Annotated in this window: 23 protein-coding genes; 11 read left to right on the top strand and 12 right to left on the bottom strand. The window is 70.2% G+C overall.

Translation table 11 applies throughout. From position 1 onward, the window contains the following. Positions 1–27: 27 nt before the first annotated feature. From ACWDA7_RS13000 to ACWDA7_RS12990, 3 genes are read left to right on the top strand one after another with little or no spacing between them, the layout of a single operon-like run. Positions 28–1,365 carry a ferredoxin reductase family protein gene (locus tag ACWDA7_RS13000; RefSeq protein WP_450604215.1) on the top strand — a complete coding sequence of 446 codons (1,338 nt, stop codon included), beginning with the start codon at positions 28–30 and terminating at the stop codon, positions 1,363–1,365. Positions 1,366–1,392: 27 nt separating this feature from the next. Then, the gene (locus tag ACWDA7_RS12995; protein WP_450604163.1) at positions 1,393–2,178 is read left to right on the top strand and encodes an FMN-binding protein; all 786 of its coding nucleotides are present in this window, start codon (positions 1,393–1,395) and stop codon (positions 2,176–2,178) included. Positions 2,179–2,190: 12 nt separating this feature from the next. Next, positions 2,191–2,979, top strand: coding sequence for an FAD:protein FMN transferase (locus ACWDA7_RS12990; RefSeq protein WP_450604162.1), 789 nt, complete (start codon positions 2,191–2,193; stop codon positions 2,977–2,979). Positions 2,980–3,057: 78 nt separating this feature from the next. On the opposite strand, the gene ACWDA7_RS12985 is transcribed toward ACWDA7_RS12990, so the two are convergent. The 5 genes from ACWDA7_RS12985 to argC are packed head-to-tail and all read right to left on the bottom strand — an operon-like array spanning position 3,058 to position 7,906. Beyond that, positions 3,058–3,594, bottom strand: a complete 537-nt coding sequence (locus ACWDA7_RS12985; RefSeq protein ID WP_359389835.1) for an arginine repressor — start codon at positions 3,592–3,594, stop codon at positions 3,058–3,060. 7 nt (positions 3,595–3,601) lie between these two features. After that, positions 3,602–4,810: an acetylornithine transaminase gene (locus ACWDA7_RS12980; protein ID WP_450604161.1), complete on the bottom strand. Its 1,209-nt coding sequence runs from the start codon at positions 4,808–4,810 to the stop codon at positions 3,602–3,604. Continuing rightward, on the bottom strand, positions 4,807–5,733 hold the full coding sequence (gene argB / locus ACWDA7_RS12975; protein ID WP_450604160.1) for an acetylglutamate kinase: 927 nt from the start codon (positions 5,731–5,733) through the stop codon (positions 4,807–4,809). Before argB ends, ACWDA7_RS12980 begins: the two co-directional genes overlap by 4 nt. After that, entirely contained in the window at positions 5,730–6,881 is a 1,152-nt protein-coding gene (gene argJ / locus ACWDA7_RS12970; RefSeq protein ID WP_450604159.1) for a bifunctional glutamate N-acetyltransferase/amino-acid acetyltransferase ArgJ, read from the bottom strand. The genes argB and argJ overlap by 4 nt, the downstream gene beginning before the upstream one ends. Further along, positions 6,878–7,906, bottom strand: a complete 1,029-nt coding sequence (gene argC / locus ACWDA7_RS12965; RefSeq protein ID WP_450604158.1) for an N-acetyl-gamma-glutamyl-phosphate reductase — start codon at positions 7,904–7,906, stop codon at positions 6,878–6,880. The genes argJ and argC overlap by 4 nt, the downstream gene beginning before the upstream one ends. Before the next feature lie 671 nt (positions 7,907–8,577). On the opposite strand from argC, the gene ACWDA7_RS12960 reads away from it, so the two are divergent. Then, positions 8,578–10,272, top strand: coding sequence for a DUF3533 domain-containing protein (locus tag ACWDA7_RS12960; protein ID WP_450604157.1), 1,695 nt, complete (start codon positions 8,578–8,580; stop codon positions 10,270–10,272). A 78-nt stretch (positions 10,273–10,350) separates the two neighbouring features. On the opposite strand, the gene ACWDA7_RS12955 is transcribed toward ACWDA7_RS12960, so the two are convergent. The 4 genes from ACWDA7_RS12955 to ACWDA7_RS12940 all read right to left on the bottom strand — a co-directional run bounded on the left by ACWDA7_RS12955 (position 10,351) and on the right by ACWDA7_RS12940 (position 15,369). After that, entirely contained in the window at positions 10,351–11,022 is a 672-nt protein-coding gene (locus ACWDA7_RS12955; RefSeq protein ID WP_450604156.1) for a helix-turn-helix transcriptional regulator, read from the bottom strand. A gap of 129 nt (positions 11,023–11,151) precedes the next feature. Beyond that, the gene (locus tag ACWDA7_RS12950; RefSeq protein WP_450604155.1) at positions 11,152–11,346 is read right to left on the bottom strand and encodes a hypothetical protein; all 195 of its coding nucleotides are present in this window, start codon (positions 11,344–11,346) and stop codon (positions 11,152–11,154) included. A gap of 161 nt (positions 11,347–11,507) precedes the next feature. Continuing rightward, positions 11,508–13,562 carry an acetoacetate--CoA ligase gene (locus ACWDA7_RS12945; RefSeq protein ID WP_450604154.1) on the bottom strand — a complete coding sequence of 685 codons (2,055 nt, stop codon included), beginning with the start codon at positions 13,560–13,562 and terminating at the stop codon, positions 11,508–11,510. Positions 13,563–13,683: 121 nt separating this feature from the next. After that, positions 13,684–15,369, bottom strand: coding sequence for an alpha-keto acid decarboxylase family protein (locus tag ACWDA7_RS12940; protein WP_450604153.1), 1,686 nt, complete (start codon positions 15,367–15,369; stop codon positions 13,684–13,686). A 119-nt stretch (positions 15,370–15,488) separates the two neighbouring features. On the opposite strand from ACWDA7_RS12940, the gene ACWDA7_RS12935 reads away from it, so the two are divergent. Then, on the top strand, positions 15,489–16,688 hold the full coding sequence (locus ACWDA7_RS12935; protein WP_450604152.1) for a PucR family transcriptional regulator: 1,200 nt from the start codon (positions 15,489–15,491) through the stop codon (positions 16,686–16,688). 313 nt (positions 16,689–17,001) lie between these two features. On the opposite strand, the gene ACWDA7_RS12930 is transcribed toward ACWDA7_RS12935, so the two are convergent. Then, positions 17,002–17,589: an ABATE domain-containing protein gene (locus ACWDA7_RS12930; RefSeq protein WP_450604151.1), complete on the bottom strand. Its 588-nt coding sequence runs from the start codon at positions 17,587–17,589 to the stop codon at positions 17,002–17,004. Between the two features lie 89 nt (positions 17,590–17,678). Here ACWDA7_RS12930 and ACWDA7_RS12925 point away from each other — a divergent pair, with 89 nt between their 5' ends. The 4 genes from ACWDA7_RS12925 to ACWDA7_RS12910 all read left to right on the top strand — a co-directional run bounded on the left by ACWDA7_RS12925 (position 17,679) and on the right by ACWDA7_RS12910 (position 20,366). Then, a complete protein-coding gene (locus tag ACWDA7_RS12925) occupies positions 17,679–18,911 on the top strand; it encodes a cysteine desulfurase (RefSeq protein WP_450604150.1) in 1,233 nt (410 codons plus the stop codon). A gap of 50 nt (positions 18,912–18,961) precedes the next feature. Then, positions 18,962–19,387 (top strand): MerR family transcriptional regulator, encoded by a 426-nt coding sequence (locus tag ACWDA7_RS12920; RefSeq protein ID WP_450604149.1) that lies wholly within the window; start codon positions 18,962–18,964, stop codon positions 19,385–19,387. Then, entirely contained in the window at positions 19,384–19,821 is a 438-nt protein-coding gene (locus ACWDA7_RS12915; protein WP_450604148.1) for a carboxymuconolactone decarboxylase family protein, read from the top strand. Before ACWDA7_RS12920 ends, ACWDA7_RS12915 begins: the two co-directional genes overlap by 4 nt. A 74-nt stretch (positions 19,822–19,895) precedes the next feature. Further along, the gene (locus ACWDA7_RS12910; RefSeq protein ID WP_450604146.1) at positions 19,896–20,366 is read left to right on the top strand and encodes a DUF6314 family protein; all 471 of its coding nucleotides are present in this window, start codon (positions 19,896–19,898) and stop codon (positions 20,364–20,366) included. Here the strand turns inward: ACWDA7_RS12910 and ACWDA7_RS12905 are convergent. Together ACWDA7_RS12905 and ACWDA7_RS12900 are read right to left on the bottom strand one after the other, a co-directional pair. Next, positions 20,349–20,936 (bottom strand): histidine phosphatase family protein, encoded by a 588-nt coding sequence (locus ACWDA7_RS12905; RefSeq protein ID WP_450604145.1) that lies wholly within the window; start codon positions 20,934–20,936, stop codon positions 20,349–20,351. The two genes, ACWDA7_RS12910 and ACWDA7_RS12905, sit on opposite strands and share 18 nt — an antisense overlap. Positions 20,937–21,055: 119 nt before the next feature. Beyond that, complete coding sequence (locus ACWDA7_RS12900) at positions 21,056–22,543, bottom strand: aminotransferase-like domain-containing protein (RefSeq protein ID WP_450604144.1); 1,488 nt, start codon at positions 22,541–22,543, stop codon at positions 21,056–21,058. Here ACWDA7_RS12900 and ACWDA7_RS12895 point away from each other — a divergent pair. Next, on the top strand, positions 22,542–23,516 hold the full coding sequence (locus tag ACWDA7_RS12895) for a DMT family transporter (protein ID WP_450604143.1): 975 nt from the start codon (positions 22,542–22,544) through the stop codon (positions 23,514–23,516). The two genes, ACWDA7_RS12900 and ACWDA7_RS12895, sit on opposite strands and share 2 nt — an antisense overlap. An 86-nt stretch (positions 23,517–23,602) precedes the next feature. Beyond that, positions 23,603–23,809, top strand: coding sequence for a DUF1918 domain-containing protein (locus ACWDA7_RS12890; RefSeq protein WP_359389789.1), 207 nt, complete (start codon positions 23,603–23,605; stop codon positions 23,807–23,809). Positions 23,810–23,818 lie beyond the last annotated feature (9 nt).

Raw genomic sequence — 23,818 nt, 5'->3', positions numbered from 1 at the left:
GGTGGCCGCGCCGCGCGGCGCCAGACGATGCGCGCCATCCGCCCACGCCGCTCCCCTGCCGTCCCGCTGCTCGTCGCCGTCTGGGCGGGCGCGGTGGGCGTCATCTGGCTGTGGTGGATGAACACCCCGTCCATCGCCGACAACACCAGCAGGATCCTCAACGCGGGGCGGATCACCGGCCTGCTCGCCGGCTATCTGATGGCGCTGGTCGTGCTGCAGATGGCGCGGGTGCCCGCGCTGGAGCGCCGCGTGGGCTCCGACCGGGTCGCCCGCTGGCACGCGATGACGGGCCGCTACACCATCTGCCTCGTCCTCGCCCACCTCTTCCTGACCATGTGGGGCTACGCCCTCCAGGCGGGCAAGAGCCTCGGCGGGATCGCGCAGCAGACCATCGACTCGATCAACCAACTGCCGGACGTCGGCCTTGCCGCCATCGGCACCGGTCTGCTGGTGCTCATCGGGCTGATCTCGATCGGCCCGATCCGTCGCAGGATCTCCTACGACCTCTGGTACCACGTCCATCTGCTCACCTACGCGGCCACGTACCTGTCGTTCTGGCACCAGCTGTCCACGGGCAACGAGTTCGCCGCCCAGCCGGAGGCGAAGACCGCCTGGTACGCGCTGTACGGGTCGGTGACCGCGCTGGTGGTCTGGTACCGGATCATCACCCCGGTCCGGCTGAACATGCGTCACCGGCTGCGGGTCGAAGCCGTCATCGAGGAGACGCCCGGGATCGTGTCGGTGCTGATGACCGGGCGCAAGCTGCACCGGATCGGCGCGGAGGCCGGGCAGTTCTTCCGCTGGCGGTTCCTCGCACCCGGCATGCGCTTCAGTTCGCATCCGTACTCGCTCTCGGCGGCGCCCCGCCCCAACATGCTCCGCATCACCGTCAAGGCGATCGGCGACCACAGCTCCGCGCTGCGTGACCTGGAGCCCGGCACCCGGGTGTGGGCCGAGGGCCCGTACGGGGCGCTGACCGCCGACCGGCGCAGCCGCGGCAAGGTGCTGCTGGTGGCGGGCGGCGTGGGCATCACGCCGATGCGGGCGCTGTTCGAGACACTGCCCGGCGCGGCGGGTGATCTGACGCTGCTGTACCGGGCCAACAGCACCCAGGACCTGGCCCTGTGGGACGAGCTGGCCCAGATCGCCGAGGAACGCGGGGCACGGCTGATGTACGCGGTCAACAGCCCGGACGGCGAGCGCCCGGACATCTCCGCGGACACCCTGCGCCGCAAGCTGCCGGACATCGACCGGCACGACGTCTTCATGTGCGGGCCGCCCGGCTTCGCCCAGCAGGTGTACGAGGCACTGCGCGGCGCGGGGGTCCCTGCCCGCCGCATCCATCACGAGTCGTTCGAGATGTGAGCGACGGACATCAGGAGCTCAGGAAAGATGAGGAACAGCCACCCCATTCGGCGTGCCGTGCTGGCGGGCGCCGCGACCGTGTCCGGAATCGTGCTGCTGCTGTCGCTGAAGCCGGCGTCCGACCCGGCCTCGGCCCAGGCGGCCGGCGGAGCCGCCCCCCGGCAGACCGCGGCGGCGCAGGAGTCGCCGCAGGGCGGCAGCGGGCAGCAGACGGGCACGCGGACGGTCACCGGTGACGTGGCCCGGACCCAGTACGGCAACGTCCAGGTCCGCCTCACCGTCAGCGGCGGGAAGATCACCGAGGCCAAGGCCGTCCAGGCACCCAAGGGCGGGGTCAGCGACCAGAAGACCGCTCTCGCCGTGCCCAAGCTCAACCAGGAGGTCGTCGCCGCGCAGAGCGCGCAGATCGACGCCGTCTCCGGCGCCACATACACCAGCGGCGGATACAAGCAGTCGCTGCAGTCGGCGATCGACAAGGCGAAGGCCGCGTCCGGGAGCGGTTCGTCGGGGGCGGCAGGCGGTCCCGGGACCTCGTCGCAGGCGCGTACGGTGACGGGTGATGTGTCCCAGACGCAGTACGGTCCGGTCCAGGTCCGCCTCACCGTCAGCGGCGGGAAGATCACCGAGGCCAAGGCCGTCCAGGCACCCAAGGGCGGGGTCAGCGACCAGAAGACCGCTCTCGCCGTGCCCAAGCTCAACCAGGAGGCGGTGAGCGCGCAGAGTGCGGACATCGACGCGGTCTCCGGCGCCACGTACACCAGCGCCGGGTACAAGGAGTCGCTGCAGTCGGCCCTCGACAAGGCCGGTGGCTAAGTGGTCGGCCAGATGACCGACCCCACCGGAGCACCGCCCGCGCTGCGCCATGTGGAAGAGGTGATGGGCACCGTCGTCTCCTTCGACGTGCGCGGAGGCGCGCCGGGTGCCGTACGGACCGCGCTGGACCAGGCGGTCGCGGGCCTGCACCGCGTCGACGAGGTGTTCAGCACCTACCGGGAGGACAGCCAGGTCTCGCGGCTGGCCCGTGGAGAGCTGACGGTCGAGGAGTGCGACCCGGAGGTCGCCGAGGTGCTCACCCTCGGCGCCGAGGCGGAGCGGGTGAGCGACGGCTGGTTCAGCACGAGGTTCCAGGGCGAGGTCGACCCGACCGGGATCGTGAAGGGCTGGGCGGTCGAACGGGCGGCCCGGCAGCTGGCGGCGTCCGGGGCGGACGGGGTCAGCGTGAACGGCGGTGGAGACGTGCAGATGTACGGCGTGCCCGCGCCGCACCGGCCCTGGCGCGTGGGCATCGCGGACCCGCTGCGGCCCGGCGGGCTCGCGGCGGTGGTCTCCGCGGCCGTCGACCGTGAACTGGCCGTGGCCACGTCCGGGACCGCGGAGCGCGGCGCGCACATCGTCGACCCCCGCACCGGCAGATCCGCTGTCACGGATCTGGTGGCGGTGACCGTGGTGGGCCCCCGGCTGACCTGGGCCGACTGCTGGGCCACGGCCGCGTTCGCGATGGGCTCGCGACAGGCGCTGGACTGGCTGGAGTCCCTGCCGGACGTGGAGGCCCTGCTGATCACTGCGGGCGACGACGTGCGATGCACGGGAGGCCTTGCGGCGCGCCTGGGATGACGGGCACGCGCCCCGGGGTGAGCAGGAGAGACAGGTTCGGGAGGGCGTACCGGTCCGGTGCGCCCTCCCGAACGTGTCTCAGTGGTTGTTCTGCGCCAGCCGCAGCAGATGGTCCGCCAGCGCCTGGCCACCGGTCGGGTCGCGGCTGATCAGCAACAGTGTGTCGTCGCCCGCGATGGTGCCGAGGATGTCGTGCAGTTCCGCCTGGTCGATGGCCGAGGCGAGGAACTGGGCCGCACCCGGCGGTGTACGCAGGACCACAAGATTGGCGGAGGCCTCCGCGGAGATCAGCAGCTCCTGGGACAGGCGCCGCATCCGCTCCTCCTTGGCCGACTCGCCGAGCGGTGCGCGCGGGGTGCGGAAGCCGCCCTCGCTGGGGACCGCGTAGATGAGGTCTCCATCGGTGTTGCGGATCTTCACCGCGTTCAGCTCGTCCAGGTCCCGGGAGAGCGTCGCCTGGGTGACGCTCAGCCCGTCGTCGGCGAGGAGTTTCGCCAGCTGGCTCTGGGAGCGCACCGGCTGCCGGTTGAGGATGTCAACGATCCGGCGGTGGCGTGCGGTGCGGGTCTGTGGCAGGGCGGGCCCCGCGTGCTCGTGGTCCTGCGCCTGACTCATCGTCGTCTCATTCTCCGGCTCGTCCGTCCCCGTTCACTGCGTCGAGGACACCGGGAAGCGCCCGGAGGAACACCTCCACCTCGTCGTCGCCGAGGTTCAGCGGCGGCATCAGCCGTACGACGTTCGGGGCGGGCGCGTTCACCAGGAGACCGGCGTCCTGAGCCGTCTGCTGCGCCCGCGGCGCGAGCGGCTCGGTGAGCACGATACCCAGGAGCAGGCCGGAGCCCCTGACATGGCTGACGAGCGGGTGCCCCAGGGACTCGATTCCGTCGCGCAGCTTCTCGCTCTGCCGCTTGACGTTGTCCAGGAGTCCCTCGCCCGCGATGGTGTCGAGGACGGCGAGCCCGGCGGCGCACGCGACGGGGTTCCCGCCGAAGGTCGTGCCGTGCTGTCCCGGCTGGAGCAGGTCCGCGGCGCGGCCGAAGGCCACGGTGGCGCCGAGCGGCAGGCCGCCGCCGAGCCCCTTGGCGAGCGTGACCACGTCCGGCAGCACGCCTTCGTGGGCCTGGTACTCGAACCAGTGCCCGGTGCGTCCGACACCGGTCTGCACTTCGTCGAGGACGAGCAGCGCCCCGGTGGCGGCGGTGATCGCGCGTGCCGCCTTGAGATAGCCGGCGGGCGGGACGACGACCCCGTTCTCGCCCTGGACCGGCTCGATGATGACCAGGGCGGTGTCCTCCGTGACCGCGGCGGCCAGGGCCTGCGCATCGCCGTAGGGGACGTGCGTGACATCGCCGGGCAGCGGAAGGAAGGGTTCCTGCTTGCCGGGCTGGCCGGTCAACGCGAGGGCGCCCAGGGTGCGTCCGTGGAAGCCGCCCTCGGTGGCGACCATATGGGTGCGCCCGGTCAGCCGGCCGATCTTGAAGGCGCCCTCGTTGGCCTCGGCTCCGGAGTTACAGAAGAACACCTTGCCGTCCCGGCCGAAGAGCTGAAGCAGCCGTTCGGCCAGGGCGACGGGCGGTTCGGCGATGAACAGGTTGGAGACATGGCCGAGGGAGGCGATCTGCCTGCCGACCGCCTCCACGACGGCCGGGTGGGCGTGGCCGAGCGCGTTCACCGCGATGCCGCCGACGAAGTCGAGGTACTCCTTGCCGTCGGCGTCCCACAGCCGGGTGCCCTCACCTCGGACGAGGGGCAGCCGGGGGGTGCCGTAGTTGTTCATCAGCGCACCCTGCCACCGCTGGGTGAGCTGCTCGTTGGCCGAGCCGGCGGTCATACCGCGTCCCCCTTGTTCCCCTGATCGGATGCGTCGGGCAGGACCATCGTGCCGATGCCCTCGTCGGTGAAGATCTCCAGCAGGATCGAGTGCTGGACCCGGCCGTCGATGACGCGGGCGGTGTTGACGCCATTGCGGACGGCGTGCAGGCAACCCTCCATCTTCGGCACCATGCCCGAGGACAGCTCCGGCAGCAGTTTTTCCAGTTGGGTGGCGGTCAGGCGGCTGATCACCTCGTCGGAGTGGGGCCAGTCCTCGTAGAGGCCTTCGACGTCCGTGAGGACCATGAGGGTTTCGGCGCCCAGTGCCGCAGCCAGAGCCGCAGCCGCCGTATCAGCATTGACGTTGTAGACATGTCCGTCGTCCTGACTGCGGGCGATGGAGGAGACGACCGGGATGCGGCCGTCGGCGAGCAGGGCCTCGATCGCGCCCGTGTCGATCTCGGTGATCTCGCCCACCCTCCCGATGTCGACGGACTCGCCGTCGATCTCGGGCCGGTGCTTGGTGGCGGTGATGGTGTGTGCGTCCTCGCCGGTGAGGCCGACCGCGAGCGGGCCGTGCTGGTTGAGCAGCCCGACCAGCTCACGCTGCACCTGTCCGGCCAGCACCATCCGTACCACGTCCATGGCGTCCTCGGTAGTGACCCGCAGGCCCGCCTTGAACTCGCTGACGATGCCGTGCCGGTCCAGGGCGGCGCTGATCTGAGGTCCGCCGCCGTGTACGACGACCGGCTTCAGCCCCGCGTGCCGCAGGAACACCACATCCTGGGCGAAGGCGGCCTTCAGCTCCTCGTTCACCATGGCGTTGCCGCCGAACTTGATGACGACCGTCTTGCCGTGGTGGCGGGTCAGCCAGGGCAGTGCCTCGATGAGGATCTGCGCCTTGGGGAGCGCGGTGTGCTTGCGCGTCGTTCCGTTGTTCATGAGGAGTAGGCGCTGTTCTCGTGGACGTAGTCGGCGGTCAGGTCGTTGGTCCAGATGGTGGCGGTCGCTCCGCCCGCGGCGAGGTCGGCGACGATGTGCACCTCGCGGTAGCGCATGTCGACGAGCTCCCGGTCCTCGCCCACGGAACCGTTCTTGCAGACCCAGACGCCGTTGATGGCGACATTGAGCTGGTCGGACTCGAAGGCGGCCTTCGTGGTGCCGATCGCCGACAGGACACGGCCCCAGTTGGGGTCTTCGCCGTGGATCGCGCACTTGAGCAGGTTGTTGCGGGCGATGGAGCGGCCCACCTCGACGGCGTCCTCCTCGGTCGCCGCGTTGATCACCTCGACCTTGATGTCCTTGCTCGCGCCCTCGGCGTCGCCGATGAGCTGCCGGCCGAGGTCGGCGCAGACCTCGCGGACGGCCTCGGCGAACTCCTCGTCGCCGGGGGTGATCCCGGACGCGCCCGAGGCCAGGAGGAGCACGGTGTCGTTGGTCGACATGCAGCCGTCGGAGTCGACCCGGTCGAAGGTGACCTTGGTGGCCGCTCGCAGGGCCTTGTCCAGCGTCTCGTCGTCGGCGTCGACGTCCGTGGTGATGACCACGAGCATGGTGGCGAGGCCGGGGGCGAGCATGCCGGCGCCCTTGGCCATGCCGCCGACGGTCCAGCCCTCCTTGCTCACGACGGACGTCTTGTGCACGGTGTCGGTGGTCTTGATGGCGATGGCGGCCTTCTCGCCGCCGTGCTCGGACAGCTGGGCGGCGGCCGTCTCGATGCCCGGGAGCAGTTTGCCCATCGGCAGCAGGACGCCGATGAGGCCGGTGGAGCATACGGCGACCTCGATGGCGCCCCGGCCGAGGACCTCGGCGGTCTTCTCCGCGGTGACGTGCGTGTCCTGAAAGCCCTTCGGACCGGTGCAGGCGTTGGCGCCGCCGGAGTTGAGGACGACCGCGGAGACCTGTCCGGCCTTGAGGACCTGCTCGGACCACTGCACCGGTGCGGCCTTCACGCGGTTGGAGGTGAAGACGCCCGCGGCGGCACGACGGGGCCCGTCGTTGACCACGAGGGCCAGGTCCGGATTGCCGTTCTCCTTGATCCCGGCGGCGATCCCCGCTGCCCGGAACCCCTTTGCTGCCGTGACACTCACGGTGCGACTCCGATCATGGAAAGCCCGGTGCTCTCGTCGAGCCCGAGGGCGATGTTCATGCTCTGCACGGCGCCGCCCGCGGTGCCCTTGGTCAGGTTGTCGATGGCGCTGATCGCGATGATGCGGTGCGCGGCGACGTCGTACGCGACCTGCAGTTGAACGGCGTTGGAACCGTAGACATACGCGGTGGCGGGCCACTGCCCCTCGGGCAGCAGCCGGACGAAGGGCTCGTCGGCGTACGCCTTCTCGTACGCGGCGCGCACCGATTCGGCGGTGACGCCGGGCGTTGCCTTCGCGCTGCACGTGGCGAGGATGCCCCGGGGCATCGGCGCGAGGGTCGGCGTGAAGGAGACGGACACGTGCTCGCCGGCGGCGGCGCGGAGGTTCTGGAGTATCTCCGGGGTGTGCCGGTGGACACCGCCGACACCGTACGGGGACATCGACCCCATCACCTCGCTGCCGAGCAGGTGCGGCTTGGGGGCCTTGCCCGCGCCGGAGGTGCCGGAGGCCGCGACGATGACTGCCTCGTTCTCGGCGAGCCCTGCGGCGTACGCGGGAAAGAGCGCGAGCGAGGCGGCGGTCGGGTAGCAACCGGGCACCGCGATGCGCTTGGACCCCTCCAGCGCGGCGCGGGCGCCCGGCAGTTCGGGCAGGCCGTAGGGCCAGGTCCCGGCGTGCGGGGTGCCGTAGAACCTCTCCCAGTCGGCCGCGCTCTCGAGCCGGAAGTCGGCGCCCATGTCGACCACGAGCACCTCGGGCCCGAGCTGCTCGGCGACGGCGGCGGACTGCCCGTGGGGCAGGGCGAGGAACACGACGTCGTGTCCGGCGAGGACCGTGGGGGTGGTCTCCTGCAATGTCCGGTCGGCGAGGGGCAGCAGATGCGGCTGCAGCGCGCCGAGCCGCTGACCGGCGTTGGAGTTCCCGGTCAGGGCACCGATCTCGACCTCCGGGTGCGCCAGCAGCAGACGCAGCAGCTCCCCACCCGCGTAACCACTCGCTCCGGCCACCGCCGCGCGTACCGCCATGGAACCCTCCTCCTGTATGGCATGACTATACGTTCCATTGCACGTTTATGCAATCCTCGACAGCGGGACTCTGTCGAAGCCCGTGCGACGAGGATCGACAGTCGACCCCCCTTGCAGTCGGGGTGATCGTCTCCCGATCATCCAGCACCGCCAGACTCCCTTGGCCGCTGCCCTGGAGCCAGGGCAGCGGAATCCGAGCTGGTGGTGCGGTCGGCACAGTGCGGCCCGGTTAGGCCAGATCAAACCAACGTACGTGCCTGCCGAGTCCTCCGGATCCGCTCTGAGGGCTCCTGCAATTCCGTCCGGCACTCTGGCAGACAACATGGCTGAAGAATGTCGTTCGTCGAGTAGCACGGCTCTGAGTGTCCTGCCATCCACCAGACGCCAATCAACTACAAGTTCATGTAGGCCATGCCGGTGAATCGAGATGGCCCGCACCTCATGATGGAAATACGGGCCCGATGAGCATGGGTCGCCGTGCCGCATCCGCGGGGCGGAGCGGCACCGGAAGGTGTAGACGCCAGGCGCGGCGCTCGCACAGATGCATCAGCGCACGCTGACGGCGCTCGACCCGCGCTGTACAGCCCACCTATACCGGCGCTCGGGTCTTGTCCCGCGACTCCACAGCAACCGAAAGGCATCCGACACCGATGAGGACCAACGTTCCCGGCGTGCCGAAGGCCACCGCCCGGCGCCTGCTGGGCCGACGAAGCCTCTGGTTTTTCCCCGCGTTCGTCATGATCGTCGTAAGCGTGGTGGTGTCGCTGTCCTACATCGGAGGCATCATCAACCCCACCGGCAACCTCCACCGTCTCCCGATCGCCATCGTCGACGAGGACCAGGGATTTCACGCCGGCGACCGAAAGGTGAACCTCGGTCCCCAAATCGCTCACGGCATCACGACCGCGCCGGATTCCCGTCAACGCGTCGAATGGCGGCCCTTGGGCCTGGGTGAGGCAGAAGCCGAGATGGACAAGGACGCGGTCTACGGTGCCTTGATCATTCCGGCGGATTTCAGCAGCAACGTCGTTGCCTTGACGCGTCCTGTCGCTCCGCACGGGACAGCCCCCCAGCAGCCGACCGTCCACCTGCTCACCAATCCCCGTTCCGGCAGCGTGGCCACCTCATTGGTTCAAGCCATCGGGGAGCACACCACTCGAACCATCTCAAGTCGTGTCGCCGCGCAGCTGGCCGAGCAGGTGAAGCTCGCACATCACGAAAGCCACCGACCGATCCCCGCAGCCGAGGGGATACTGCTGGCCCACCCCGTCACGTTGCACACGTCCGAACACCGCCCTGTCGGCGGCCACTCCGGCTTCGGCCTCAGCGCCTTCTACGTCAGCCTTGTCCTTACCCTTGGCGCGTATCTGGGTGCTGGTGTCGTCAGCAGCTCGGTCGATTTCGCGTTGGGGTACCAGTCGTCCGAGCGTGGACGTCGCTGGTTCAGCAGGCTCCCGGTACCGATCACACGCACCCAGACACTGGTGGCCAAGACCGCCATGTCGAGCGTTCTGTCGTTGGTCACCGCCACCGCGGTGCTGCTCACGTGCACATGCGTCCTTCATATGGACACACCCCACTTCGGCCAACTGTGGATCTACTCCGTATGCGCCTCGATCGCCGTCGGGGTGAGCGCTCAGGCCGTCATCTCGCTGGTCGGAGGGCTCGGGTCGCTCGTCGGCATGCTCTTTTTCGTCGCCCTGGCAGTGCCCTCGTCCGGCGGCAGCTTTCCACTCCAGACTGTTCCCGGCCCCTACCGCTGGCTGGCCGAGTTCGAACCGATGCGCCAGATCAACGATGGCGTTCGCGCGATCCTCTACTTCGACGCCCGAGCCGATGCCGGCCTGACGCGTGGCTGGATCATGATCGCCGTGGGATGTGTCCTTGGCCTGGGTCTGGGCTTGGTCGTCGCGTCGATCCGCGATCACGGCGGTCACCAGCGTCTCACGAGCGATCAGATCGCCGCCGCGCACTCCGGTTCCCACACTCCCCCCGAAGCCCCGCCCGGCGTCACACTGCACCAACCCGCTGGGAAGCATGCCCTGCGAACTGCGGCGTCCGACCAGCGCATCGCCGCCACGCCACCTCCTCCTTCTCAGGCGGTGTCCCGCGTGTTCGGCCGGGTGCGGAACTCGCACGGAGACGTCGTGCCCACGGCAGCCATAACCCTTCTCTCGCTGGAAGGAAGCCAACTGGGCCGGATCAGCGCGCAATCTGATGGCTGGTACGAAATTGATCGGCCAGGATCCGGATCCTGCCTCCTTCTTGCAACCGCGGACAGCTACCAACCCCACGCCGACATCGTCCAGATCGGCGACGGATCACTGTGCCACGACGTGGTACTGAACGGGACAGCTGTAACATGACATGACCTGCGGCGATCCGGCGCCTCAGCTTGGCATCACTGACTCCGATGCCGCGGTTACCTGGCTTCACTGGCTTTCTTATGAATCAGGGGGCCAGGACGTGGGGCGCAGAAGGCCGAGGACATACGCCTTGGCGACCAGTGCGGTTCTGTTCGGAACTTTGAGCATGCAGCACAGGCGGGAGAGATGGTAATTCACGCCGTCCGCCGTAAGACCGACCGACCGGGCGGTCAGCGCGGACGTGGCTCCGGATGCGACCAGTGCCAAAATACGGGCTTCCAGTGCGGACAAGACTTGCGCCGGAATCGGTTGCGCGCCGTGTGCCGTCGGGTCGGCGTCCAGGGATGCGATCAGCAGCGTCGGAGCGATGACCTCGTCGCTGACGGCTTCCACAGTGAGTTGCCCGCTTCTGGTCAGACCTTGGGCATTCCACTCGACACGAATCGGGTAACGGGAGCGACGCCCGTGCCGAAGCCCCTCGGTGAGCTTGAGCAACGACTCCTCGTCCATGGAGACCAGTAGATCGAGCAGATTGCGATCGCGTATGTGCCCTGGCGTCAAGCCCCACAGTGCGGAAAATGCCGGGTTGGCGATCACCAGCAGGCCGTCTGGACGGCTTATCGCGGTTGGTGCCGGTGTCCGGTCGAGCAACCGCAGGAACCGATTGCGCCAGACCGCCATCTCCTGCTGCAGCCCGGTCGATTCATCCAATTCATTGATCACGGAAAACTTGCGCACTTTCTGCCTCATCTGGTCAAGTCGGTCGCCGGACCGGAACACCGGGTCTGGATTCGATAGCTCACACTTCGCGCATTCGGACGGGAAATTCCGGACCCAGGGGAATCCCGGACTGGACGTCATGGCAGACGTCCAGTTGGATCAGGCGGCGGCGACAGCCAGGGACGCCCCCGAAACCCGGATCGCCACCCGGCGCACAGCGTGGACCACCGAGCTGTAGACCGTGGACGCATTGGCCATGACCAACGCGGCGGCCACGCCCAGGAACTGTTGCTGCCCCGGTACCCACAAGTCGACGAACTGCCACGTGAGCACCGCTGCGATCAGGCTTTTCACGCCATGCCCCAGGAGGTACTCACACTTGCTCGCACGGACCGTACTGATCCGCCGCAGTACCCCCGCCCAGGCCCGCGGTGTTACTGATGCGCTTCCATCCCGCCGCCGGGGGAGAAAATGAACCACAGTGGTGTTACCGCCGATGTGACCTGTCGGTGACGTCAGGTGCCGCTCCTGGCTTTGTCGTCGTCTGCGGTCGCGATGAGGCCGCGCTGCCGGTTTTGGCGTTCGGCGCCCAGGCGGGCGAAGTAGGCGACCAGGTCAGGGTTGTCGACCGCTGCGGCATTGAGGACCTGCTCGGCTGGGGCGCCCTGGAGGAGGCGCTTGACGGGGATTTCGAGCTTCTTGCCGGTCTTCGTGTGCGGGATGGCCGGCACGGCGACGATCTCGTCGGGGACATGGCGGGGTGAGGCGCCGGTACGGATCGCTTCGCAGATCCGGTCGCGCAGGGCGTCGTCCAGAGTGACGCCGGGGGCGGGGACGACGAACAAGGGCATCCAGTAGCCGCCGTCGGGTTCCTCCGCGCCGATGACGAGGGCCTCGGTGATCTCGGGGAGGCGTTCGACGATGTCGTGGATGTCGGCACTGCCCAGGCGCACACCGTTGCGGTTGAGGGTGGCATCGGAGCGGCCGTGCACGATCACCGAGCCGTGCGAGGTGTGGGTGATCCAGTCGCCGTGCCGCCATACACCCGGGTAGGTAGCGAAGTAGGCGTCGCGGTAGCGGCTGCCGTCGGGGTCGTTCCAGAAGTACAGGGGCATGGACGGCATGGGCCGGGTGACGACCAGTTCGCCGACCCGGTCGCGGACCGGGGTGCCCGTGGCGTCGTAAGCGGCCAGCGCCACGCCCAGGTTGGGAGCGGACAGCTGCCCCGCCCAGACAGGCGTCGTAGGAGCGCTGCCGGCGAAGCCGGAGACGACGTCGGTGCCGCCGCTGGTCGAGGCCGGCTGGATGCCGGACCCCACATGGTCACGGACCCAGGGATAGGCGGAGGCGGGCAGAGCCGAGCCGGTGCAGCCGACGATGCGGATGGCCGACAGGTCGTGCGCGGAGGGTTCGATGCCCAGTTTTGCCATGGCCAGCAGGTACTGGGGGCTGGTGCCGAAGACGGTGACCTTGTGGCGGGCCGCCAGCTCCCACAGGATGTCCGGGTGCGCATGCGGCGCCGGGCTGCCGTCGTAGGTGCAGGTGGCAGCACCGGTCAGCAGGGTGGAGACGACCAGGTTCCACATCATCCAGTGGGTGGTGGTGTACCACATCAGGCGGTCCCCGGCGCCCAGATCGCAGTGCAGGCCGAGGGTCTTGAGGTGCTCGAGCAGGACCCCGCCGTGCCCGTGGACGATGCCCTTGGGCAGGCTGGTGGTGCCGGAGGAGAAGACGACCCACAAAGGGTGGTCGAACGGCACCAGGGCGACGGTGAGGGTCTCGATACGGGTGGCCGCGTCCTGCCATGGAACTGTCAGCCCCGAGTGGCCGCGCTCGGGCCACGCGAGGTCCACGTGGTCCACGAGCACCGTGCCCTTCAAGGAGGGCAGGGCGCGCGCCAGTTCGAGCGAGGAGGCGCGGCGGTCGTGAGTGGTGCCGTTGAAGAGGTAGCCGTCCGCGGTGATGAGCACCGTCGGTTCGAGCTGGGCGAAGCGGTCGGCGGCGGCCTTGGGTGCGTAGTCCTGGCCGCACACCGACCACACCGCGCCCAGGGCAGCGGTGGCGAGGAAGGCGATGACGGCGTGGGGGGTGTTGGGCAGGTATCCCACCACTCGATCGCCCTGTCCGACGCCCAGATCGCGCAGGGTGGCCGCGACGGAGGCGACCTGGGCGCGCAGCTGCCGGCCCGTGATCTCGTAGGAGGCGCCGGTCTCGTCCAGCGCGGTGATCGCGGGGGCGTCCGGGTGCAGGTTGCGCAACGCGTGGTGAGCGTAGTTGAGGGTGGCACCGGGAAACCAGCGGGCTCCGGGCATGGTCTCCTGGGCCAGCACCCGCTCGTACGGGGTTGTCGCATCGATGGCGAAGTACTCCCATACCGCGGCCCAGAACCCTTCCAGATCGGTGACGGACCAGCGGTACAGCGCCTGGTAGTCGGTCGGGTCGTGGGCGCCTTCGGCGCTCCGGTGCCGGGCGGCCCACCGGGCGAAGTCCGCGATGCGGCTTTCGGAGGCCGCCTTCGGGTCGGGAGTGAGGAAGGGCTGCGGGTACGGCGTGGGATGCGGGATGGTCATGCTGCGTTGCTCCTCGGCAGGGGAACGGGTGGGCATCGGCGGTACAGCGAAACCCTGGCCGGCAATGCGGAGCCGTGACGAGGGAGCGTGAACCACCCCGCCGGCCCGGGTGCCGTCGGGGTCAGCCGGCCAGGTCGGAATCGTCGGCGGCGGCGAGAGATCGGACCGCGGCCCGCAGCACGTCCGGGATGTCTGTCGCGGGCAGTACGGCCTCCAGCAGGACCAGATCGGTCGGATCAGCGGCGCGGGCCAGCGCCGCGTACAGCTCGTCGGGTGTGCTCGCCCGCATGGTGGTCACCGACTCGCCTCCCATGGCCGCAGGAAGCAGCGTCCAGTTCCACAGGGAAATGTCGTTGTAGCGCCGCTCCTTGCCGTGGATTGCGTTTTCGATGGTGTAGCGGCCGTTGTTGATCAGCAGCACGATCGGCGTGCAGCCCTCTCGCAGAAGTGTGCCGAGCTCCTGTGCGGTCACCATTGCGGAGCCGTCCCCGATGAGCAGGATCGTGCGCCGCCCGGGCGCCGCGAGCTGCGCGCCGAGGGTCGCCGGAAGGGTGTACCCGATGGAGGCCCACAGTGGCTGGCCGATGAAGGTCGCCCCAGCCGGTAGCCGCATCGCCTGTGCTCCGAACAGCGAGGTGCCGAGCTCGGCGAGCACTATGTCGCCCGGCCGCAGGAACCTCTCGACCGCCGACCACAAATCTGCCTGGCGCAGACTGTCCGCACCGCCGGAGGCTGTGTCGCCAACCAGGTCGGAAGCCGGATCCGGCGGAAGATCCGAGTGTGCCCACGACCGGCCGGACTCGGCCACCAGTGCGGTCAGTGCACGGACCGCGTCCCGCATCGGCAAGGGCGCAAACACCCGGTCGCCGATGCAGGTGGCGAAGGGCTGCACGTCGATGGTCCGGTCCGGGTCGATACGGTGGCTGAACCCGGTGGTGCTGTCACTGAACCGCACACCCACTGACAGCAGCAGATCAGCCTGCTCGACGGCGGCGAGCACCCGTTTCGCGCTGAAGGCGCCGCTGTAGGTCCCGACGAAGTTCGGCTCGCTCTCGTCGAGCACGCCCTTGCCCATGGACAGCGTCGAATTCGGGACCTGCCCGGCGGCGACCAGCTCGGCAAGCTCGGCCCGAACACCGAACCGGTCGACCAGGAAGTCGGCAAGCACACCCAGCGTGCCGGCCTCGGCCAGCATGGTGCGCACGGCATCGGTGAACCGGGCCAGTACCCGGGCCGAGACCTCCGGCGCCGGCACGACCAGCGGGCCCGCCGGCGGCTCGGCCGGGCTCGCCGCCACATCCGTGGGCAGCGCCAGGTAGCCGGGACGACGTTCCCTTTGGCTGGTGGCCAGTACCCGGTCGATCTCGGCGATCGCATTGCCCGCACTCAGGTACGCCTGGGCCACGGTGACCTCCGCGTGCGCCCGGAGGAAGTGCCGGTAGTCGCCGTCACCGAGGGTGTGGTGGGCCAGGGCGCCGGCCTGTTCCACCGCCGTGGACGGTGCGCCCACGATGTGGATCACCGGCACGTACTCGGCGTAGGCACCCGCGATCCCGTTGATCGCACTGAGCTCGCCCACGCCGTACGTGGTCAGGAGGGCACCAGCCCGGTTGACGCGGGCGTAGCCGTCGGCCGCGTAGGCCGCGTTGAGCTCGTTGGCGTTGCCGACCCAGGCGATCCGGTCGTGGTCGACGACGTGATCGAGGAACGCCATGTTGTAGTCGCCCGGCACCCCGAACACGTGCCGGACACCGATCTCGGCGAGCCTGGCGAGAAGGTAGTCGCCAACGGTGTAGTCGCCCGACATGCCTGACCTCGATTCCGGCGGGTGCGCCCGTCGCACGCTGCTCGCCTCGACACATCGAGCTTTCCACTACGGATTCAGCGGATCTACGGGGAAAAGCCGGAAATGCTAGGCTCCGATTTGTGGAATCCACGAACTCCGCTGATCCATCGACGCCGCTCTCGGACGCGGCCCGGCAGGCCGTGGCCCAGATCTGCGCACAGATCACCGAGGACCTGCCGGGGATCAGTCACGAGATGGTCAGGCGCATCCGGGCCGAGATCCCCGAATACGCCTTCATACCGGCGGAGGAACACCGCCAGTTCGTGCTGTATCAGGGCCGCATGCTGCTGGCCGGCATCGCGGAGCAGAGCCCGCCGCACCAAGAGCACATCGCACACGCCCGCGAACTCGGCCGACGGCGCGCCGAGCAGGGCCTACCCATCGAACTGATGCTCGGGGCCTACCACATCACCTTCCGCGAGGCCTGGAACACCATCCTGCGACGGGCCGCGGCCGACCACCCCGAGCACGTCGGCGACCTGGCCTATCTGGTCACTCTCATCTGGACCTGGATCCGGGTCCTCACCGGCAACGCGTCCGAGGCATACGGGGAGGAAATCCAGCGCGCCCAGGTCACCCGGGCCACGCTCGCCCACCGGCTGTTCGCTGCGCTCACCGCCGACCCGGTCCAGTTGGAGCCCGCGGCCACGCTGGCCGAGTCGCTCGGATACCAGTCGGACGGCGAGTTCCAAGCGCTGTGCCTGCCGGCGGAGGACTGGCCGGACGACCGCACCGAACAACTACGGCACCGTCTGACCACCGTGCCCGGCGAACTCCACTGCGCCACCGCCGGCACCCGGCTCCTGGTCCTCGGCCAGCGGCACGACCCGGAAACGGTCACCGCGGCCGCCGCAGCAATCCCGCCGCCGGGCGCGGGTGCCGCGGTCGGGGTCGGTCTTCTGCGGCCCGGCCTGGCCGGGGCGGTGGACAGCATCACCGACGCGACACAGGCGCTGTCTCTGACAGACGGGCAGCACCGCGTCGTCCGTTTCGTCGACGCCTGGCTCGCAGCCGGCCTCGGCGGGCAGGCAACCCGGCTGGCCCCGCTGTTCACCAAGGCCGTCGCCACCGCGCGCACGGATTCCCACCTCGCCGAGGCGGTGGTCGCATTCGCCGACCACGGTCTGTCGGTCGCCGCGGCGGCCCGCGCTCTGCATCTGCACCCGAACTCGCTGGCCTACCGACTCAGCCGGTGGCACGAACTCACCGGATTCGATCCGCGCAGCGGCGACGGGCTCGTCGCGTCCCTGGTCGCGCTCCGCCTCTATCGGACGGCCTGACGTCATGGGCCTTGCCTGCCTCACGGCGGGACGCGGCTGCGCCTAGGAACCCCGCTCGGTCGAGCAGACCGACCAGGCCTCCCGGGAAGAGCACCTCGTCGTCGCCGACACGGTGCCTTCTGCCGTTCCGGCCTGGGGTGGTGAAACCACGGTATTCAGCCGCCGGCCGATACGCGTCACCTTGAACGAGCGGTTCAAGGTCCTGCCGCCGTTCGGCACGCCCACGCGCCCGCGGTTCAGCCGCCCGCGACCGGCCGCGGCTGGCTGCGCCGCCGCAGGGACGGCCGACAGGGGACCACCGCGCGCCGCCGCCTCACCGCGCCTTGCGCGCCGCGTACGCCCGCGCCGCCCGCACCCGGTTGCCGCACTTCGTCGTGCACCAGCGCCGTGCCCCGTGCGAGCGCAGGAACCAGCGGTCACAACCCTGGGCGGCGCATTCCGTGAGCTGTTCGGCCTCGGAGCCGGTGAGCAGGTCGGCCGCGTCCTCGGCCAGCAGGGAGAGTGCCGCCGCGGCCGGGTTGCCGGTGTCCGGCTCGGCGGCGCGGTGCGGGCCTTCGGCCGTCCAGGCGAGGCGGGGGGTCGCGGGGGCCGCCGCCAGGGCGGCGTTGAGGGTCGCGAGGTCCTCGGTCGCGGGGACCTCATGGGCCTCGTACGACGCGAACAGCGCGCGCAACGCCTCGCGCAGACCCAGCAGCCGCCCGAACTGCCTGCCGTTGAGCGCCACCGGGTCCGGCAGCAACCGATGCCGTACGAGCCACAGGTGCGCCGCCTCGGCGTCGTCGAGCAGGTCGACGGGGCCATGGCTGAGGGTGAACCGCGTGTTCACCAGCGCCAGGGAGACATAACGCTCCTCGCCGGGAACCGGGAGCTGGTGCAGGTAGACAGGGGCGTCGTGATCCACGGCCTCATGCTAATCCTTGTCATTCTCCGTGAGAAGGCCTAGCGTGACTCACGGAGAATCGATACAGAAACCGTGAGAGGTGAGCCGCCGTGGCCTTCGACGTCGACGTACTGCGCAAGGACTTCCCGATCCTGGAACGGACGGTGGACAGCGGCGCCCCTCTCGTCTACCTGGACTCCGGGGCCACCACCCAGAAGCCGCTCCAGGTGCTCGACGCCGAGCGGGACTTCTACCTGACGCGCAACGCCGCCGTGCACCGCGGCGCGCACCAGCTCGCCGGGGAGGCGACGGAGGCGTACGAGAACGCCCGGCACACCGTCGCCCGGTTCATCGGTGGCGCCGATGACGAGGTCGTCTTCACCAGGAACACCACGGAGAGCATCAACCTTGTCGCCTACGCCCTGGGCAACGCCGGCCGTCTCGGCCCCGGCGACCGGATCGTGGTGACGGAGATGGAGCACCACGCCAACCTGGTGCCCTGGCAGCAGCTCGCCGAGCGCACCGGCGCGACGCTGGACTGGTTCGGGCTCACCGACGAGGGGCGCCTCGACCTCACCCGTGTCGACGAACTCATCGACGAGCGCACCAAGATCCTTGCCGTCACCCACCAGTCCAACGTCCTCGGCACGATCAACCCCGTACGCGAACTGGCCGACCGCGCCCACGCGTTCGGTGCCCTCGTCGTGGTCGACGGCGCCCAGTCGGTCCCCCACCGGCCGGTCCGCGTATCCGATCTGGACGCCGACTTCCTCGCCTTCTCCGGGCACAAGATGCTCGGCCCGAGCGGGGTAGGCGTGCTGTGGGGCCGGCGCGAACTGCTCGCGGGACTACCGCCGTTCCTCACCGGCGGCTCGATGATCGAGATCGTCGAGATGGACCGCACCACCTTCCTGCCCCCGCCGCTGCGCTTCGAGGCGGGTGTGCCGATGACGGCCCAGGCGGTCGGACTGGCGGCGGCGGTGGACTACCTGGAGGCGCTGGGCATGGACGAGGTGGCGGCGCACGAGGACCGGCTCACCGCCCGCGCGCTCGAGCTCCTCGGCGACCTCCCCGGCGTGCACATCGTCGGCCCGCGCGACCTCACCGACCGCGGTTCCGCCGTCTCCTTCACGGTCGACGGCATCCATCCGCACGACGTGGGCCAGGTGCTGGACGAGCGGGGCGTCGCCGTTCGGGTGGGCCATCACTGCGCCCGCCCCGTCGTACGGCGCTACGGGATTCCGGCGACCACCCGGGCGAGCTTCTACGTGTACAACACGCTGGACGAGGTGGATGCCCTGGTGGAGGGCGTTCGCGCAGCTCAGGCCTACTTCGGCGGATGATCGGCGCCGGCGCTTGACCTGGAGCGCGCTCCAGGTCCTACGGTCTTTCCATGACCAGCGGAGAGCCCCTGGCGCCCGAACGGGAGCCGACTCTGACCATCGCCCAGGTCGCCGAGCGCACCGGCCTCACGCACGACACGTTGCGCTACTACGAGAAGGCCGGGCTGATCGAACGGGTCGGCCGGACCGCCGGCAACCAGCGGCGCTACGCCGCGGCGGACCTGGCCTGGCTGGAGTTCCTGCTCAGGCTGCGCGAGACGGGCATGTCGATCACCGACATGCAGCGATTCGCGCGGCTGCGGGCGCGCGGAGACACCACGGTCGGCGACCGGCTGGCGATGCTCCGGGAGCATCGCGCCGAGCTCGCGGACCACATCCGTGCCCTGCGCCGCAACGCGGCCGCGCTGGACGACAAGATCGACCACTACGAACGGGTGCTCGAGCAGCGGCAGCCGGGGACGGAAGAACGGGAATGAGCGAGAGCACCACCCGCGAAGAGCGCTTCGGCCACGGCCTGGAGGTCCTGAACAACGTCGACGGCGAGGCCGGACAGCGGGTCCTCGACGCGCTCGCCGACGTCAGCCCCGAACTCGGCCACCAGATCGTCTCGTGGGCCTTCGGCGAGATATACGACCGGCCGGCGCTCGCTCCGCGCGACCGCCAGCTGGTGACCCTCGGCATGCTCACCGCCCTCGGTGGCTGTGAGGCCCAGCTGGATGTGCATGTGGGCGCGGCGCTGAATGTGGGCCTCACGCCCGAGCAGATCGTCGAGGCGCTGCTGCACTCGGCCATCTACTGCGGCATACCGAAGGCGCTCAACGCGACCTTCGCCGCGAAGAAGGTGTTCGCGGAGCGCGGCCTGCTGCCGCTCGGCGAGCCGTCCGCCCCCGCCGCGGCTGCCTCCGCCTGATCCACGGCAGGATGGAGGAAGGGCACGGGCGCCTCGACGAGGCGTGTCGTGCCCGGAGGGTGGAAAGGGAGACGATGAGTGAGTTCTGGCCGGTGAACGACGTGCTGGCCCATCTCGCCGGGCGCTGGCGGGTGGAGCGCACCGTGCGGGATCTCGCGAGCGGTGAGGAGGGGCGTTTCGAGGGGACGACCGTGTTCTCGCCACTGGAGGACGGCGGCGACGGGCTGCTGCACCAGGAGTCGGGCACGTTCGTCTGGCGGGGCACGCCTCGTCCCGCCGAGCGGACACTCCGGTTCCTGCCCGGGACGTCGGCCGGCACCTCGGACGTGCGGTTCGCCGACGGCGGTCCGTTCCACGACCTCGATCTCACCCGCGGCCACCACGTCGCCGAGCATCCGTGCGCCGCGGACCTCTACCGGGGCGAGTTCACGGTCCACGACCAGGACCACTGGCGCACGGTGTGGAGGGTCGGCGGACCCGCGAAGGACCTCCTCCTGACCACCGACTACACGCGCGAGCGGGACCGGTCAGACGCGGACCTGTGACCCGGCTTCCAGGCGAAGGTTCCAGCGCCCGTTGTGACCGGCGAGCGTGATCGTGGACAGCGGGCGGACGTCGATGTTCCAGTACGACGACGGTCCCGCCTTCAGCGCGTACACCAGCGCGGCCCGCACCACCGCCGGCTCCGTCACGGCGACGATGCGGCTGCCGTCGTCCACGGGACGTGTGTCCAGCCAGCCGCCCACACGGGAGATGAAGGACATCAGGGGCTCCCCGCCATGCGGCGCGGAACGGGGGTCGGCCAGCCAGGCGTCCACAGCGGAGGGCTCCCGGGCCATCGCCTCGCCCAGGGTGAGGCCGCGCCAGCGGCCCATGTCGCAGTCCCGCAGCGCGGGCTGCACCAGTGGCGCATACCCGAGCGCGTCGCCGGTCGCCCGGTTCCGCGGGGTCGGCGAGCAGTAGCGCAGCTCGGCCGCCGCCAACGGCACCAGGTCGTGGGCGACACGCTGCACCTCGTCCCAACCGGCCTGGTCCAGCGGCCGGTCGTCCTGGAACCGCTCCGCCAGCAGCGACGAGCTACGCGCTGCGGCGACGAACGTGACCCGAAGATGCATGCGGCGATCGTGTGCCCACCATGTGGGCAGGTCAAGGGGGCGTTACTCAGGAGTTACCAACGGTACCGCCGTCTTGACACGCGCCCGGCCCCTGCACCGGTCGGCGGCGTCCGCGATGGTCACCGGCCGGAAACGTCCGCGTCGAGTGCAGTTCCCGTGGCGCGCCCGGTCGGCCGGAGCACCTTCTCGCAGGCCGTGCGCAGACGGCGCACGCCCTCCGTGATCTCCCCCGTCCCCGCGGCCGCCGCGAAGCTCAGCCGCAGATGGGCGGCGGGGGGTTCGGCACTGAAGTAGGGGCGTCCGGGGGCGACCGCGACGCCCTCGCGCAGGGCGCCCGCGACGAGGGCGGACTCGTCGGTGCCCTCGGGCAGCCGCACCCAGAGGTGATAGCCGCCGGCCGGGACGTGCGGCAGGGCGAGCCCGGGCAGAGCCAGACGCAGAGCGGTGGTCAGCGTGTCGCGGCGGCGCCTCAACTCGGCGGAGACGGCACGCAGATGACGCGGCCAGGCAGGCGAGCCGACGAGTTCGAGCGCGGCCTCCTGCAAAGGGCGCGGCACGAAGAAGGTGTCGACGATCTGGATGGCCCGCAGCCGCTCGAGGACCGGACCGCGGGCCGCCAGGGCGGCGACCCTGAAGCTGGGCGAGGTCGCCTTGGTGAGCGAGCAGACGTGCACCACGACGCCGTCGGGATCCTCGGCGGCCAGCGGGGGCGGCACCGGTCCTGAGTCCTCGTGGACCAGCCGCCGTACGAAGTCGTCCTCGATCACGAAGGCGCCGGCGTCCCGCACGATCCGCAGGACCTCACCACGGCGCCCGGGCGTGAGCACGGCTCCGGTCGGGTTCTGGAACAGCGGCTGGCAGACGAGGACGCGGGCGCCGCTCGCCCGGAACGCGTCGGCGAGCAGCTCCGGCTTCACCCCGTCCGCGTCGACCGGGACGGGCACCGGTCTCAGGCCGGAGGCGCGGGCGATCGCCAGCATGCCGGGGTAGGTGGGCGACTCCACCAGGACCGGTGCACCCGGGGATGCCAGGGCCCGCAGCGCGGTGGTGAGGGCGGACTGGCCGCCCGCCGTGATCAGTACGTCGGCCGCGGTGATCGCGCCGCCGATGCCCCGTGCGAACCACTCGCGCAGTTCGGCGATGCCTTCGACGGGCGGCCGCGCCCACACTCCGGGCCTGCGCCCGGCCCGGGACAGGGCGGCGCCCATCGCGCGCTCGGGCTGCAGAGCGGGATGCAGATAGCCGCCGTTGAACTCGACGACACCGGCGGGCGGGGCGGCCAGCGAGGCCAGTACGCCAGAGGCGTCGACGCTGCGCGGCACGAGTTCCACGGTGGTGTCCGCGCTCAGCGCTACCTCCTGCCATGCGGTGTCGCCCACCGCCTGGGACTCGGCGCGCGGCTCGGCGCGGAACGCCCCCGCTCCGGGACGCGTCACCACGAGCCCCTCGGCGGCCAGTTGCGCCAGCGCCCGCGACACGGTCACCGGGCTGACCCGAAACCGCTCGACGAGGGCACGGCTGGACGGCAGCTTCTCTCCAGGAGAGTAGCGCTTCAATTCCGGTCGCAGCAGATCCGCCAACTGTCCCACGCTGCTACGCTCATGCATGAGAGCAGAGAATAGCGCTACCCCTCAGAACGCGATAGCGGTGCGCCCGGCATCCGGGAGCGCCTCTCCAGGCAGCGGAGCCGCCGGGAATCCTCAGGACGCCACCTCGGCCTCCCTGCGCCGTGCCGGCACGCTGCAGGCAGCCCTCGGGGTCGTCGCCTTCTCGCTCACGTTTCCCGCCACCGCCTGGGGACTGGACGGGTTCGGGCCCTGGTCGCTGGTGGCGGTGCGCAGTGTGCTGGCCGCGGTGATCGCAAGCGGGTGCCTGCTCGCGCTGCGCGTGCCCCTGCCCGCCCGCCCGCACTGGCCGGGCCTCGCCGTCGTCGCGGCCGGGGTCGTGGTCGGCTTCCCGTTGCTGACCACCCTCGCCCTGGAGACCTCGACCACCGCGCACGCCGCCGTGGTGGTCGGGCTTCTTCCCCTGACCACCGCCCTCTTCTCCGCGCTGCGCGTCGGCACCCGCCCTTCCCGGACCTTCTGGCTCGCGGCCCTGGCCGGCGCCGCCGCCGTGATCGCCTTCACCGTGCAGCAGAGCGGCGGCGCACTGACGGGTGCGGACGCCTACCTCTTCGGAGCCCTGCTGATCTGCGCGGCGGGCTACACCGAGGGCGGCCGGCTGGCCCGGGTGATGCCCGGCTGGCAGGTCATCGGCTGGGCACTGGTGCTGTGCCTGCCGCTCACCGTGCCCGGTGCGCTCGTCGCCCTGTCGTGGGAGCCGGTACGTCTTACGGTGCACTCCGTGACCGGGGTGCTGTGGGTGGCGGCCGGGTCGCAGTTCCTGGGACTGGTGGTCTGGTACCGGGGGATGGCCGCCGTGGGGATACCCCGGGCGAGCCAGTTGCAGTTGGCTCAGCCGCTGCTCACACTGGTGTGGTCGGTACTGCTCCTCGGCGAGCACCTCACTCCGGCCGCACCGCTCACGGCCGTCGCGGTCCTGGTCTGCATCGCGGTCACGCAGCGGGCGAGAGCATGACCGGGGCGGGGCACGAACCGGCGCTCCCGGGCCGCGGACTCGCGGCCAAGGACCGACGACGCTTACGCGACGAGGAGGCCCATCGGATGCGCGCAACTGTGGGCGACAAACTGGTGCAGCACGGCAGGATCGTCGGGCAGCACGACAAGATCGGTGAGATCGTCGAAGTCATGGGCACGAATGGCAACCCGCCCTACCGCGTCCGCTTCCAGGACGGGCACGAAGGCGTGTGCTCACCGGGCCCCGACACGGAGATCCGCCACAAGGAAATCAGCGGGCAGATCGGGCACTAGGCCCGGCAG

This window comes from Streptomyces sp. NPDC001156, from assembly GCF_053598275.1.
This window is presented reverse-complemented; position numbering and strand designations above follow the sequence as displayed.